We start from the raw sequence: 14104 nt of genomic DNA on the forward strand, positions 1-14104 counted from the left end.
TATTAAACGTATTCTATTTCGCGATATGAACTGCTCTGGTTTCCCGGATTACTGTCACACGTACCTGTCCAGGATATGTCATTTCTGATTGAATCTTTTGAGAAATTCCAAATGAAATCTCCGAAGCCATTTTATCATCTACTTTTTCAGACTCTACCAATACACGAAGCTCTCTACCCGCTTGAATCGCATAAGCTTTCGTTACGCCTTCATGATTTAAAGCTAACTCTTCCAAATCTTTCAATCTTTGGATATAGCTTTCAACCACTTCTCTTCTTGCACCTGGTCTTGCTCCAGAAATCGCATCACATACCTGAACAATCGGAGATAATAAACTCGTCATCTCAATTTCATCATGGTGTGCTCCAATCGCATTGATCACTTCAGGATGCTCATTATATTTTTGAGCCATTTTCATCCCCAGAATTGCGTGAGGAATTTCTGGTTCATCTTCTGGAACTTTTCCTATATCGTGTAATAATCCTGCACGCTTAGCCAACTTCGCATTTAATCCTAACTCTGATGCCATAGTCGCACATAAATTCGCTACTTCTCTCGAGTGTTGTAACAGATTTTGTCCATAAGAAGACCTGTACTTCATACGTCCTACCATTTTGATTAATTGCGGATGTAGATTATGGATACCTAAATCAATGGCAGTACGTTTTCCAACCTCCACAATTTCTTCCTCGATATGCTTGGTCGTTTTTCTTACAACATCTTCAATTCTTGCCGGGTGAATTCTACCATCCGTCACTAATTGATGTAAAGACAATCTGGCAATTTCACGTCTTACCGGATCAAAACAAGAAAGAATAATAGCTTCCGGAGTATCATCTACTACGATCTCCACACCAGTTGCAGCTTCAATCGCTCGAATATTTCTACCCTCACGACCTATAATACGTCCTTTGATATCATCACTATCAATATTAAATACTGATACCGAATTCTCAATAGCTTGCTCTGTTGCTACTCTTTGAATAGATTGAATTACAATTCTTTGTGCTTCTTTATTCGCACTAATCTTTGCGTCTTCAATGATATCCTGCATCAACTTTGCTGCATTGTTCTTAGTCTCACCAGTTAGCGCATCTAATAATTCCTTTTTCGCATCTTCTGCTGAAATACCAGCAATGTTCTCCAACTGAGATACCGCTTTCTTTAGTGATTTATCTAATTCAGCTTTTTTACTTTGATTATATGAAATCTGCTTATCTAGCTTACTTCTTAAATCTACATTCGTTTTCTCAGCCTTATTAACCTCTTGAAGCTTCTGATTCAACTTCGTTTCTTTATGCTTCACTCTTTGTTCGGCCTGTTGAATCTTTTGATTTTTACTATTAATCAATTTTTCATGATCAGACTTTAGTTGTAAAAACTTCTCTTTAGCCTCAATAATTTTTCGCTCCTTAATTACTTTCCCTTCTGCCTTAGCCTCCTCAATCAGCGCTTTATTCCCCTTCTCTAATGTTTTTTTAATTAAGAAAAACACAATTCCTCCTCCAATGACTAATCCAATCGCTAGTCCTGATCCGATACTTATTATATCCATATATAAAATTTCTTTTCGGATTTATTTCAAACCCTTTTAAATAAAAAAACCCACATTAACCTAGTCGTTTGTAAAACCTTGAAAAGTACAAGATCGGAGATGCCTTCCTCTCGCAACCTTCCTCCGTCTTTTGCAAAGCAAAAAATCTCCTTAATCAAGGATCACCTAGGCCCGGTTTTGATCAGACAAACAACATTCTCCTAACGATAAAAATGTTGATTTTACTAAACCTACTAAATCAATGCGGGAATTGATTTTACTGTTATATTTCTATAACAGAATTAATATGTAAAGAACGTTCTAGTTATTTAACATTGCTCAAGTAACTGTCCAAATCGCTTCCTATCTCTTCCAGCTTTCCTTCCACATTACTTGAAATATTATCCATCTTATCATCCACTTCAAGAGCTTTATTGGCAAAAAACAAAGCAGTCATTGCTAACAAATCCTGCTTATCACTTACATCGTAAGTGTTTTCCAATTCTTTCATATTATCATTGACTCTCTTCGCAGCTTTTCGTATTAACTCTTCTTCTTCTCTATCAATAGTTAACGGATAAACTCTATTTCCAATATTTACGTTTATTGACAACTTCTCCATTTCCTATTGATTTAATAACGCAATGCATTTATCAACCTCCCGCACCAGCTCATTAATTTTCAATTTCATTTGCTTTTTCTCCACCTCATTTTCTACAGCACTTTCTGTAATTTTCGCAACCAGGTGTTGTTTACTTACTGAAACCGATTTCTCTTCACATTCGATTAACCTTTTTTGAAGCACCTCATTTTCCTTCTTCAATCTATCCACCTCTAAAACCGCATCCTGGTGCAACTTTTGTAAGTTCTTGATACCAAGATGAATTTTTTCTAATTGCTGTTCCAAAAAAATTTAATTTAAATACAAGCTATGAGCAGGCACAAATTTATACGCCCCCACGTAATAAAACAAGTTTTAACCTCTTGTTGTGAAAAGCATTTTTAAAATAAATTCCACCAATTCTTTTAATAGATATTTTTGTTCTTATGACTAAAAAAATCCAAATTCTTCTAGTTTTATTTTCTTGTATAGCAACTTTAAAGGCACAAAATGCAGTGGATTCTATCCCGCTTTTTTCAGCGCCTTTGAATATTCCCATGTATCTGGCAGGGAACTTTGGTGAAATCAGACCTGGTCATTTTCATGCAGGGATTGATATCAAAACCAATCAGGTTGAAGGTTTACCGGTTTTGGCTGCTGCAGACGGATATGTTTCTAGAGTTAAAATATCTCTTGGTGGATATGGGAATGCGATTTACATCACACACCCCAATGGTTATACCACTGCATATGGTCATTTACAAAAGTTTAATGAGGAAATCAATCATTACGTTTTAGAAAAACAATACGCTCAGAAAAAATTTACTGTCGAACTTTTCTTTACCGCAGATCAAATTCAGGTAAAACGTGGAGATACTATTGCGTTATCCGGAAACTCAGGAGGTTCAGGAGGTCCACATTTACATTTTGAGATCAGAAAAACCAAAGGTTCTATTCCTCAAAACCCATTGAAATTTGGATTTGACATTAAAGATAATATTGCTCCAATTATTAAAAATGTTGCATTATACCCATTGAACGATACCTCTATCATTAATGGGAAAAATGAAAAAGTTATTATTCCTCTAAGGAAATCAGGAAGTAAGTATGTTTTCCAGAAAAGTACTCCTCTTGCAGCCAGAGGGATTATTGGATTAGGTGTTGAAGCCATTGATAAACTGAATGGTTCCAACAACAGATGTGGTGTATACAATGTTTCTTTATTAGCCGATTCGCATTTGATTTATAGCCATCAAATGGATGAAATCAAATTCGAAAACACCCGATTTATTAATACACATGTTGACTTTTATGAAACCAAAAAGTATAAACGTAGAATTCAGAAGAATTTCCTAAACTCCTATAACAATCTTCGAATCTATAGAGGAGTTCAAAACAAAGGCATGTTATTTTTCTCCAGATACGGACATGACATTCACTATGACATTACAGATGTCTATGGGAACCACTCGGAATTAAGTTTTGCGATTCAACTGGATACTGTAAATCCAATACCTGAAATAACTACGGATACACTCCCCCTTATTCAGTACAATGAAGACTTTGATTATGAAACTGAGAACATCAAAGTGCATTTTAACAAAATGAGTTTTTACGAAAACACACATTTTTCTTACAAAACTGGTGATACCGTAAAATATGCCGTAGCTCCAATTCACTTTATCCAAAATCTTTATACTCCAATTCATAAATACATGACCGTATCTATTAAAACCCCTTCGGTTTCTCAAGAAGAAGGAAATAAATACATTGGGGTATCGCTTACATCTAAAAACAGACTTCTTGCCCCGGAAGGAGGATCTTATCAAAACGGCTGGGTTACTTTCAAAACCAGAAGTTTGGGACCATATACTGTGATGGTGGACACAATAGCGCCTACCATTAAACCGATTAACTTCACCAAAAACTCTAAGACCATTTCTAATTTGGATCGACTTGTTTTAAGAACCGATGATAATTTGAGTGGTGTTTCTTCATACAATGCTTATATAGATGGAGAGTGGAAACTTCTTCATTTTGATCGTAAAACAGGATTAGTTTGGGTTGATTTAACACATCATATACCTGGTAGAGGAGCACATACTTTAAAAATCATGATTGGTGACGCTGTTAACAATTTTAAATCTTTTACTTTCGATTTTATTTGGTAATTTCACCACCTCTAAGGTTTCGGACAAAAAACTGCGCTGCACCTGGAACAAAAAACTATTATGATCAGATATATACTTGTATTTTCATCGTTTTTAATGTGGGCCTCATTTGGGTTTTCGCAAAATGACTCTACTGCAAAAGAAATCATCCAATTCTCTGGAGTAATTCTGGATGGCGATAGCTTACAACCTGTTCCTTTTACAACTATTATCGTTCAGCAAACCAATAAAGGGACAACAGCTGATGCCAACGGTATCTTCTCTTTTGTTGCCCAGGAAGGTGATTCTATCAGGTTCTCCAGTATTGGTTTTAAGGATGCATTTTTTGTTATTCCAGATACTCTTAAAACAAAAAAGTATTCTTTGATTCAACTGATGTCTGCAGATACACTTTTACTTAGAACGCATATGGTATACCCATGGCCAAGTAAAGAACAGTTTAAAGAAGAATTCTTAAATACCAGAATCCCTACGGATGATTTGGATCGTGCCAATGCCAATTTAGCTCAGGCTGAAATGCGTGAAAGAATGCAAAACATGCCGGGATCAGGTAGCGAAACATTTAAGTATGAAAATCAATATCGCGCTCAACAAACTTATTATGCAGGACAATATCCTTCCTGGAGTATTCTTAATCCAATTGCCTGGGCTCAGTTTATGAAAGCGTGGAATAATGGCGATTTCAAAAAGAAAAAATAATTCTGATCGTCAACAATATTTATCCAGATCAAAAGTTTAACGGATAACTTTTATATCAGTTTCTTGGAAAGAAAAATACATTATCTATTTATAGTTTTATTTACACTGATCAACACCTTTAGCTTCGCTCAGGATTCTACTCGTGTAAATCAAACTCTAATTTCCGGACGTGTCATCACTGATCAGGGAAATCCGCTACCAGGAGCTTATATTTTTATTAACGATTTTCAACATGGAACAATCTCTGATAGTTCAGGTTACTACCAGAAAAGCGTAACCCCAAATAAAGAATTTAAATTAATCATCGTCTACATTGGCTATGATACGGCTTATGCTACTCAAAAGCTAAAACCTGGAGAAAAAGTTACTTTAAACTTTCAGCTGAATTTTAATACGCGTAAAATGAAAGCCCATATCGTTAAGGGCAATCGAATGAAAGAAACAGGATTAAATCCTATATCTACTGATGCGACTTTACAAATTGCTGGACCGAATGCCAATATTGAAAAAACTTTAATTTTTCAAGGACAAGGGGTTTCCAGTCGAAACGAATTGAGTTCGCAATACAGTGTGCGTGGAGGTAACTTTGATGAGAACCTAATTTATGTGAATGGGGTGCAAATCTACCGGCCATTCCTGGTTCGATCCGGACGTCAGGAGGGGTTGAGCTTTGTAAACCCAAGTTTGGTGGATAATGTAAATTTTTCTTCTGGGGGATTCGAGTCCCGTTATGGTGATAAAATGTCGAGTGTTCTGGATGTTACTTATAAAGAACCAGAAAAATTCAGTGGCTTCGTAGAAGGTAGTTTCTTAGGGGCTCAAATCGCTTTAGAACAAGCATCAGACGACAGAAAATTTACCCAAATTCATGGTTTTAGATATCGTACCAATCAATACTTACTGAAAGGATTAGATACTCAAGGTGCTTACCAACCCAATTTTATAGATTATCAAGGATATTTCACTTACGATATCACTGATCGTGTAGAAATTGGATTTTTAGGATCCTTCTCTAGAAATAAATATTTGTTTGTACCGGAGACCCGAAAAACAGAGTTCGGAACTTTTCAAGAGGCACTTCAACTAACTGTCTTTTATGATGGCCAAGAAATTGACCAATACCAAACGGCATTAGGTGCTTTTACAGTGACCGCGCTTCCTACAGATAGCTTATTGTTAAAATTTTCTGCTTCCGTAAATAACAGTAATGAAACCGAAACTTTTGATATTGAAGGGGCATACAGATTAGATGAGTTGGATAAAGATTTGGGCTCATCCAATTTCGGTCAGGTGGCTTTCAATAGAGGTATTGGTGGTTTTATCAATCATGCTAGAAACTATTACAAAGGGACCATTGCATCTCTCACTCACGATGGCAAATTTTATGGTCATAAACATGAAATTTCGTGGGGCATCAGAGGAAGTATGGAATGGGTAGACGATCAATACCAGGAATGGGAATATTTGGATTCTTCGGGGTATTCTACACCACAAGTTCCTTCAGACCAAATCATACTTAATCAATCTTACGCCAGTAAAAACAACTTGAACTGGTATAGATTAAATGGCTATGCGCAATGGGAAAGAACCTTTGAAATGGATTCAAACCTTATTCACATTAATGTTGGAGGTCGACTAAATTATTGGAGTTATAATAATCAACTTGTTGGCGGGCCAAGAGTTTTAGCTTCTTATAAACCAAATTGGAAAAAGCACTATCGCTTTAAAGTGGCCTGGGGAATGTACCATCAACCTCCTTCTTATAGAGAAATGAGAAATATTGAAGGTTTTATTAACCCTAATATTAAAGCACAAACATCAATCCATTACGTATTAGGAGCTGAACATGAATTTGAAATGTGGGAACGTCCATTTAAGATTTCCGCAGAAATGTATTACAAAGACCTTAGAAACATTATTCCATATGAATTGAACAATGTTCGAATCCGCTATTACGCTACCAATAACTCCAATGGATATGCTGCCGGAATTGACTTTAAAATCAACGGAGAATTTGTTAAGGGTGTAGAATCCTGGGCCAGTTTAAGCTTCATGAAAACAGAAGAAAATCTGACGGATGATTTCTACTATAAATATTACAATGCAAATGGGGAACAAGTTAACCCTGGAGACCCTTTTAATCCGGTTGCAAGAACTGAACGAATTGAACCTGGGTTCATTCCAAGACCTACAGACCAACGTATCAACTTCGCTATATTCTTCCAGGATTATTTACCGAACAATCCTACATTCAAGACGAATATCACTATCTATCTGGCAACTGGTTTACCGTTTGGTCCTCCTTCATTTGAAAGATATAATGATGTATTCCGTATGCCTCCATACCGAAGAGTTGATTTAGGTTTTTCCAAGGAACTATTACAGAACAAACAACTTAAGCGTAACAAATTGGGTAACAGTAAAGGGTTTAAGTCTCTAAAAAGTATGTGGTTGGCTTTAGAAATCTTCAACCTACTCGGTGTTCAAAACACTATTTCTTATAGCTGGGTTCATGATATCAGTAACCGTTATTACGCAGTACCAAATTACCTTACACCACGCCAGGTCAACTTAAAACTACAATTCAAGTTTTAATTAGTCTATTCTAAAAAACTCGATACAAAAAAAGCAACGACATAAAGTCATTGCTTTTAAAGTAATTTATGGAATAGTGCTTTTCTTAAGCTACTCTTAATTTACTCATTCCTGATTTTGCAAAATGCTCGGTGGCATATGCTAAATCAATCACCAGCTCATTTACCTGATCAGATGATGTGGGTACTTCGTACATCGCATCTAACATGATTGCTTCACAAATTGATCTTAATCCACGCGCACCCAATTTAAACTCATCCGCTTTATCCACGATAAAATTCAATACTTCATCCGTAATGGTCAGCTTAATACCTTCCATTTCAAACAATTTCGTGTACTGCTTCACCAAACTATTCTTTGGCTCAGTCAGAATACTTATCAAAGCAGACTTGTCTAATGGGTTTAGATGCGTCAATACCGGGAATCGGCCAATAAGCTCTGGAATTAATCCAAACGATCTCAAATCAGATGGAGCAATATATTGCAATAGATTATCCTCATCTATTTTCTCATCCTTCTTGGTCATATAACCAATCGGCTGCTTGTTGATTCTTCTACTGATTTGCGTTTCGATACCATCGAATGCTCCGCCACAGATAAAAAGAATATTTTTCGTATTGATTTCAACCAGTTTTTGTTCAGGGTGCTTTCTTCCCCCATAAGGTGGAACACCAATCACAGTTCCTTCCAATAACTTTAAAAGTCCTTGCTGTACCCCTTCTCCGGAAACATCTCTGGTAATTGAAGCATTATCTCCTTTACGTGCAATCTTATCGATCTCATCAATAAAAATGATACCTCTTTCAGCCAATTGCGGATTGTAATCCGCAGCTTGTAAAAGTCTGGCTAAAATAGACTCCACATCTTCTCCAACATACCCTGCCTCAGTTAGTACAGTTGCATCCGCAATAGCAAATGGCACATTTAAAATCTTTGCAATCGTTTTAGCCAAAAGCGTCTTTCCTGTACCTGTTCTTCCTACCATGATCACGTTTGATTTTTCAATCTCCACGTCATCTTCAGAAACCACCTGAGTCAATCTCTTAAAGTGATTGTATACAGCAACAGCTAAAACCTTTTTTGCTTCGCTCTGACCAATCACATATTCATTTAACATTGCATTCAACTCCATTGGCTTCACCAATGTCAATGCTGATTGTAATGTTTCTCTCAATTTGTGTTGTGCATCGTCCTCAACAATTTTCATGGCTTGTTCTACACAGCTGTCACAAATATGACCTGTAGTTCCACCAATCAACATCCCTACTTCTGTTTTACTCTTCCCACAAAACGAGCATTGCACCTGTTTTTCTTCTTTCATAGGTATTTGTTTTTATCCCAAAACAAAAAAGAGATTAAGAAACAAAATTTTTCGTCTCCTAATCTCTAAAATATTCAATCAATGATTAGGCTTTTTTCAAAACCTCATCAATCATTCCGTAATCTTTAGCTTCTTGAGAAGTCATCCAATAATCTCTATCAGAATCTTCCCATACTTTATCATAGCTCTGACCTGAATGATCAGCAATAATGGTATAAAGTTCCTTCTTCAATTTCGCAATCTCTCTTGCAGTGATTTCGATATCAGAAGCCTGCCCTTGCGCACCACCCATTGGTTGGTGAATCATTACTCTGGAATGTTTTAACGCAGACCTTTTTCCTTTTGCACCTGCAGTTAATAATACCGCAGCCATTGACGCAGCCATTCCAGTACAAATTGTTGAAACCTCAGGTTGGATATATTGCATCGTATCATAGATACCTAATCCAGCATAAACAGATCCACCAGGACTATTGATATAAATATAAATATCTCTGTTGGCATCCGCACTTTGAAGAAACAACAATTGCGCTTGAATAATATTCGCTACGTAATCATCCACTCCGGTACCCAGGAAAATAATTCTATCCATCATCAAACGTGAAAACACATCTAACGCCTGAACATTCATGGTACGCTCCTCCAAAATGTAAGGAGTCATAGATGATTCTATATAATGCTCCATCGCAATAGAGCTAATCCCTTTATCAAGGGTGGCAAATTTTTTAAAGTCTTTGTAATCAGTCATTTTTATCCGAATAAGTTAGTTAGGCTGCCCATCAAACCTTTTTTAGGGGCTTCACCGGTGGCTAATTTAACAAATTCATCATAAGAAACCGACTTATCTTTAAGCTTTAAAGTTTTTTTATAAAAACCCATCATTTTTGCGAAATATAGATCTTCATAAATTTTGCGATACTCTTGCTCGTTTTTCATCACGTTCATTGCCGTATCATTTAAAAGCTTTTCATCCGGATCAGCCATTCCATACTGTGCAAATTGAGTTTTTAAACTTTCTTTAGTAAAGTTCATCAATTCTTCCTGATCGATCGCTAATTCATATTTTTTAGTGATTTCGCTTTCGATCAAGTTCCATTTCAAACCTTCCACATATCCTTCGTATGCAGTTTCAATATCATCTGCATCACCATATTCTTCTGTTTGAGATAAGAACTCTTTTAAGAATGTATCTGGTAATTTATGGTCAAATTTCTTTCCGAAAGTTGCTTTAATGTCTTTATATAAAGCGATGTCTTCATAACGAACAAAAATACGCTCTAACTCTTCAGTGATTTTAGCGTGAAATTCTTCAACAGTTTTCACATTTCCTTTACCATAAAGCTTATCGAATAGCTCTTCATTCAATTCAGCAGGCTCTACATGGAATACATCTTCTACAGCGAATGTAAATGCCTCAGAAATTTCATTTACCTGCGCCATACCAATGTTTAACATTTTAGCTAAATCCTCATCACCCTTGCTTACATCTCTTGGGTTTAAAGTTAAAGTTTCACCTTTTTTCAAACCTTGTAATGCTTTTTTCAATTTTGCGTTTTCTACAAACTCAATTGAAATGGTAGATTTATGAGAAACTCCACCGTCTTTAGTTTCTCCAGCTTCATTTAACTCAGTAAATACACCATTTAACATATCCGTATCACCTGCAGTTTCTACTGAAGAAAATTTACCGTACTGTCTTCTCACATCGTCAGAATACTTTTCAATTAAAGTTTCATCGATCTTAATCTTGTTTACGGTAAACTTATCTTTATCACTTACTTCAACTTTGATTTCAGGAGCTACACCAATTTTATAGCTAAACTCAATATCATTCATGTTGTTTACATCTAACACAATTGAATCATCCGCAATTGGAAGTGGCTGACCTAAAACAGGAAGTTCGTTTTCTTTAATGTATTTATCGATTTCTGTACCTAAAATTCTATTAATTTCTTCACCAAGTACTGAATTTCCATACATTTTTTTAATCATTCCCATAGGAACATGACCTTTTCTAAAACCAGGCATATCCGCTTTCTTTCTGTAGCTTTTTAAAGTGCTTGTGATTTTATCCGCGTAATCTGCAGCTTCAATATTCACTTTTAAAACTCCACTTAAATCTTCACTAACTTCGTGTGATACTTTCATCTTTATTAACTGTTTTTCTTTAATCTTAAATTCAAATAGTCGAATTTCAAATGAAAATTCAACTCTGTTTGAAACATCATTCCTAATAACATTTGATTACTAGGCCTTTCCGTTCATTTTTTTGAGGCTGCAAAAGTAAGATTTTATCTTCTATTGACTTTTATATTATACAGGGAATTATTTCCATTTTAAAAATGGAGAACACAAATCAATCATTTCAAATGAATACTTTTGTTCGTAATATATATCACACAAGCAGCTATATCCTTATGGAAGATATTAGAAAAATTCTTGACTATAAATTCCCTCAATTTTATGATTCTGATCTTAAAGATGAAATCAGCAAAGTTGGTTTCGTAAAAAACATCAAGGAAGGTGCCCACTTAATGGATGTAGGCCAATACATTAAAAACATCCCTTTAATTGTTAGTGGCCGTCTCAAAATCTTTAGAGAAGATGAGGAAGGAAATGAATTATTTCTTTATTACCTCCACCATGGTGAAGCTTGTGCGATTTCGATGGTCTGCACTATCAATGATAAAATCAGCCAGGTTAGAGCAGTAGCAATGGAAGATACACAAGTCATTTCCATTCCAATTGAATATATGGATCGTTTTATGACTACTTATCGCTCGTGGTACCAATTTGTTGTCCGCACTTACGGAATGCGTCTAAATGAGATGCTCCACACTATCGATAGTATCGCATTTCTCAAGATGGATGAACGTCTTTTAAGTTATCTGGAAAAAATGGCTGAAGTGAGCGGTTCAAACTCTATTAACGTAACTCACCAAAATATTGCCACTGAGTTAAATACTTCCAGAGAAGTAATCTCCAGATTACTCAAACAAATGGAACGTAAAGGTCTCGTAAAACTATCTCGAAATCATATTCAATTACTACCTTAATTACAGGCCGTATTGACTTAACATCCACACCAGTGCTGCCATATTCGCTGCGCCAAGTTCTAGTTCCCTTTGGTTAATGGCTTCAAACTTATCTGTAGCCGCATGATGGTAATCAAAATATCTTTGGGAATCCGGGCGGTATCCGATTAATAGTGTCTTTTCAGCATCTAAAGGACTAATATCTGCTCCACCATGACCATACTCAATCGAATAAATATTGTATGGCTTAAACAATGGTAACCACGATGCTACTTTTTGCAGTCTCTGATCACGTGTTTGACATACAAAATACCTGGGAGTAAATCCTCCTGCATCACTTTCTATTGCGGCAATTACATTTTCATTTTTTGACTTCACGGAATCTGCGAAGGCTTTCCCTCCTTTTAAACCATTTTCCTCGTTCATAAACAAAACGGCTCTCACGGTTCTTTTCGGCTTTAAGTCCAACCTTTTAAAAAGTCTTAACACCTCAACAGATTGCACACAACCTGCGCCATCATCGTGCGCACCGTCTCCATTGTCCCACGCATCTAAATGTCCTCCTATTACAATAATCTCTTCCGGTTTTTCTGTCCCGTATATTTCTCCAATCACATTGTAGGATAAAGTATCTGGTAAAGTTTCGCAATTCATCTGATAAGAAAACTCCACATTAGGATTTACTTTTAAAGTTCTATGTAATTGGTTTGCATGATATGTACTAATCGCAGCAGAAGGAATACCTTCATTATCTTCTCTGCTCCCCATACTTCCAGTATGGGGATTCTTATCTACTATCGTTGTCAATGACCTTACAATAACACCAACAGCACCTTTCTCCTGTGCTACCCACGGCCCCGTCCATCTTTGTGCTCCACTTTTGCTATATGCATGAAAAGTTCGAATATATGCCGGATTCATCGCTCCGTTAAAAAAGACAATTTTACCTTTTACATCAGAATCATCCAGAGCTTCTAATTCTTCTACCGAATTCACCTCCACTACTTTTGCAGAAAGTTCCTTCCCCCCGGTTCCAATAGAGCCTCCCAACGCACAAATATTTACAGGAATTTGATCAGTTCCACTTGTAAAATACGCTGTTTCTTTATCACCCCGTACCCAATGTGGTACCATAACAGGTTGAAGATATACCGTGTCAAACTTGTAAGACTCCATGACTCTTTTCATATATCTCACCGCTTTAGCCGCCTCAGGAGAACCGCTTAATCTACCTCCTATATCATTACATAACTTCTCCAGTACTTCATAACATTTACCGGATGTCAACTCCTTATCAAAAATCTGTTTAAAAGTGCTTTTTTCTACTTTAAGAATACTATCTATTTCAGATGTATTCGCGGATTGCGCATAAGACGAAACCGACCAAACAGTTAGTACGATCAGGGTATAAACTATTCTCATAAGTTCAATTATTTGGATGTCAAAGTAAGGGAAAAACTAATGATGCACAAGAAAAGGATTTAAATCTACCCTCTTCTGTTTATTTCATCTCTATATCGGGAGGCCGATTCATAGTCTTCTGTTTCTAGAGACTCATTTAATTTATCGTTGAGTTCTTTTAGACTCATACTGGACAGATCATCTGAAGAGGTCATTTCATTAATTTCATTCTCTACCAAATCATCATCTACGGGTTCAATTGGCATACTCGCTTTATCCAGGATAAAGTTATATACAAATATTGGGGCATTATATCTTACTGCCATTGCGATGGCATCAGAGCTACGAGAATCAATCTCGTGCTCTGTTATTCCATCTGTTATAATCAATTTCGCATAAAAAATACCATCTACCAGATTATACACCAACACCTCTTTTAAACGTAAATGGAAGTTGTCCATTACATTTTTAAAGGTATCATGTGTAAATGGTCTTTGTGGCTTCATGTTTTCCAGAACAACCGCAATAGCCTGCGCCTCTGGTCCACCAATTACAATTGGCATTCTTCTTCGCCCTTCCTTTTCTTTTAATAATAAAAGGTAAGCACCAGCTGAAGTCTTTCCGTACTCCAATCCCTGAAGAATGATTTCAATTTTTATAGCCACAGTAGTATAGTCTTATTTTTTACAACGTCAATAAACAAATTTAATTGATCTCTTAAAATGGATCAATAAAACCTGTCTGGTT

12 protein-coding genes are annotated in these 14104 nt (G+C 36.2%); 4 read left to right on the plus strand and 8 right to left on the minus strand.

Annotated features, from left to right (window positions below; genetic code table 11):
* Window positions 1–13 precede the first annotated feature (13 nt).
* The 3 genes from rny to KFE94_03715 form a co-directional block, all read right to left on the minus strand.
* Window positions 14–1555, minus strand: a complete 1542-nt coding sequence (gene rny, locus KFE94_03705; GenBank protein ID UTW67232.1) for a ribonuclease Y — start codon at window positions 1553–1555, stop codon at window positions 14–16.
* Window positions 1556–1859: 304 nt separating this feature from the next.
* Entirely contained in the window at window positions 1860–2156 is a 297-nt protein-coding gene (locus tag KFE94_03710; GenBank protein ID UTW67233.1) for a cell division protein ZapA, read from the minus strand.
* Between the two features lie 3 nt (window positions 2157–2159).
* Window positions 2160–2441 (minus strand): hypothetical protein, encoded by a 282-nt coding sequence (locus KFE94_03715; protein ID UTW67234.1) that lies wholly within the window; start codon window positions 2439–2441, stop codon window positions 2160–2162.
* A 140-nt stretch (window positions 2442–2581) separates the two neighbouring features.
* Here KFE94_03715 and KFE94_03720 point away from each other — a divergent pair, with 140 nt between their 5' ends.
* The 3 genes from KFE94_03720 to KFE94_03730 all read left to right on the plus strand — a co-directional run bounded on the left by KFE94_03720 (window position 2582) and on the right by KFE94_03730 (window position 7600).
* Window positions 2582–4306 carry a M23 family metallopeptidase gene (locus KFE94_03720; protein UTW67235.1) on the plus strand — a complete coding sequence of 575 codons (1725 nt, stop codon included), beginning with the start codon at window positions 2582–2584 and terminating at the stop codon, window positions 4304–4306.
* Window positions 4307–4366: 60 nt separating this feature from the next.
* Window positions 4367–5005 carry a carboxypeptidase-like regulatory domain-containing protein gene (locus tag KFE94_03725; protein ID UTW67236.1) on the plus strand — a complete coding sequence of 213 codons (639 nt, stop codon included), beginning with the start codon at window positions 4367–4369 and terminating at the stop codon, window positions 5003–5005.
* 63 nt (window positions 5006–5068) lie between these two features.
* A complete protein-coding gene (locus KFE94_03730; protein ID UTW67237.1) occupies window positions 5069–7600 on the plus strand; it encodes a TonB-dependent receptor in 2532 nt (843 codons plus the stop codon).
* Window positions 7601–7685: 85 nt separating this feature from the next.
* Here KFE94_03730 and clpX read toward each other — a convergent pair whose 3' ends face one another.
* The 3 genes from clpX to KFE94_03745 form a co-directional block, all read right to left on the minus strand.
* Window positions 7686–8921 carry an ATP-dependent Clp protease ATP-binding subunit ClpX gene (gene clpX / locus KFE94_03735; protein ID UTW67238.1) on the minus strand — a complete coding sequence of 412 codons (1236 nt, stop codon included), beginning with the start codon at window positions 8919–8921 and terminating at the stop codon, window positions 7686–7688.
* Window positions 8922–9006: 85 nt separating this feature from the next.
* Window positions 9007–9669 (minus strand): ATP-dependent Clp endopeptidase proteolytic subunit ClpP, encoded by a 663-nt coding sequence (gene clpP, locus KFE94_03740; GenBank protein UTW67239.1) that lies wholly within the window; start codon window positions 9667–9669, stop codon window positions 9007–9009.
* Window positions 9670–9671: 2 nt separating this feature from the next.
* The gene (locus tag KFE94_03745) at window positions 9672–11069 is read right to left on the minus strand and encodes a hypothetical protein (GenBank protein UTW67240.1); all 1398 of its coding nucleotides are present in this window, start codon (window positions 11067–11069) and stop codon (window positions 9672–9674) included.
* A gap of 269 nt (window positions 11070–11338) precedes the next feature.
* Between KFE94_03745 and KFE94_03750 the strand changes: the two genes are divergently transcribed.
* Window positions 11339–11977: a Crp/Fnr family transcriptional regulator gene (locus KFE94_03750; GenBank protein UTW68203.1), complete on the plus strand. Its 639-nt coding sequence runs from the start codon at window positions 11339–11341 to the stop codon at window positions 11975–11977.
* Here the strand turns inward: KFE94_03750 and KFE94_03755 are convergent, their stop codons facing one another.
* Window positions 11978–13378 carry a M20/M25/M40 family metallo-hydrolase gene (locus KFE94_03755; GenBank protein ID UTW67241.1) on the minus strand — a complete coding sequence of 467 codons (1401 nt, stop codon included), beginning with the start codon at window positions 13376–13378 and terminating at the stop codon, window positions 11978–11980.
* 65 nt (window positions 13379–13443) lie between these two features.
* On the minus strand, window positions 13444–14022 hold the full coding sequence (locus tag KFE94_03760) for a bifunctional nuclease family protein (protein UTW67242.1): 579 nt from the start codon (window positions 14020–14022) through the stop codon (window positions 13444–13446).
* Window positions 14023–14104 lie beyond the last annotated feature (82 nt).

Source organism: bacterium SCSIO 12643 (assembly GCA_024398135.1).
GTDB lineage: Bacteria > Bacteroidota > Bacteroidia > Flavobacteriales_G > Salibacteraceae > CAJXZP01.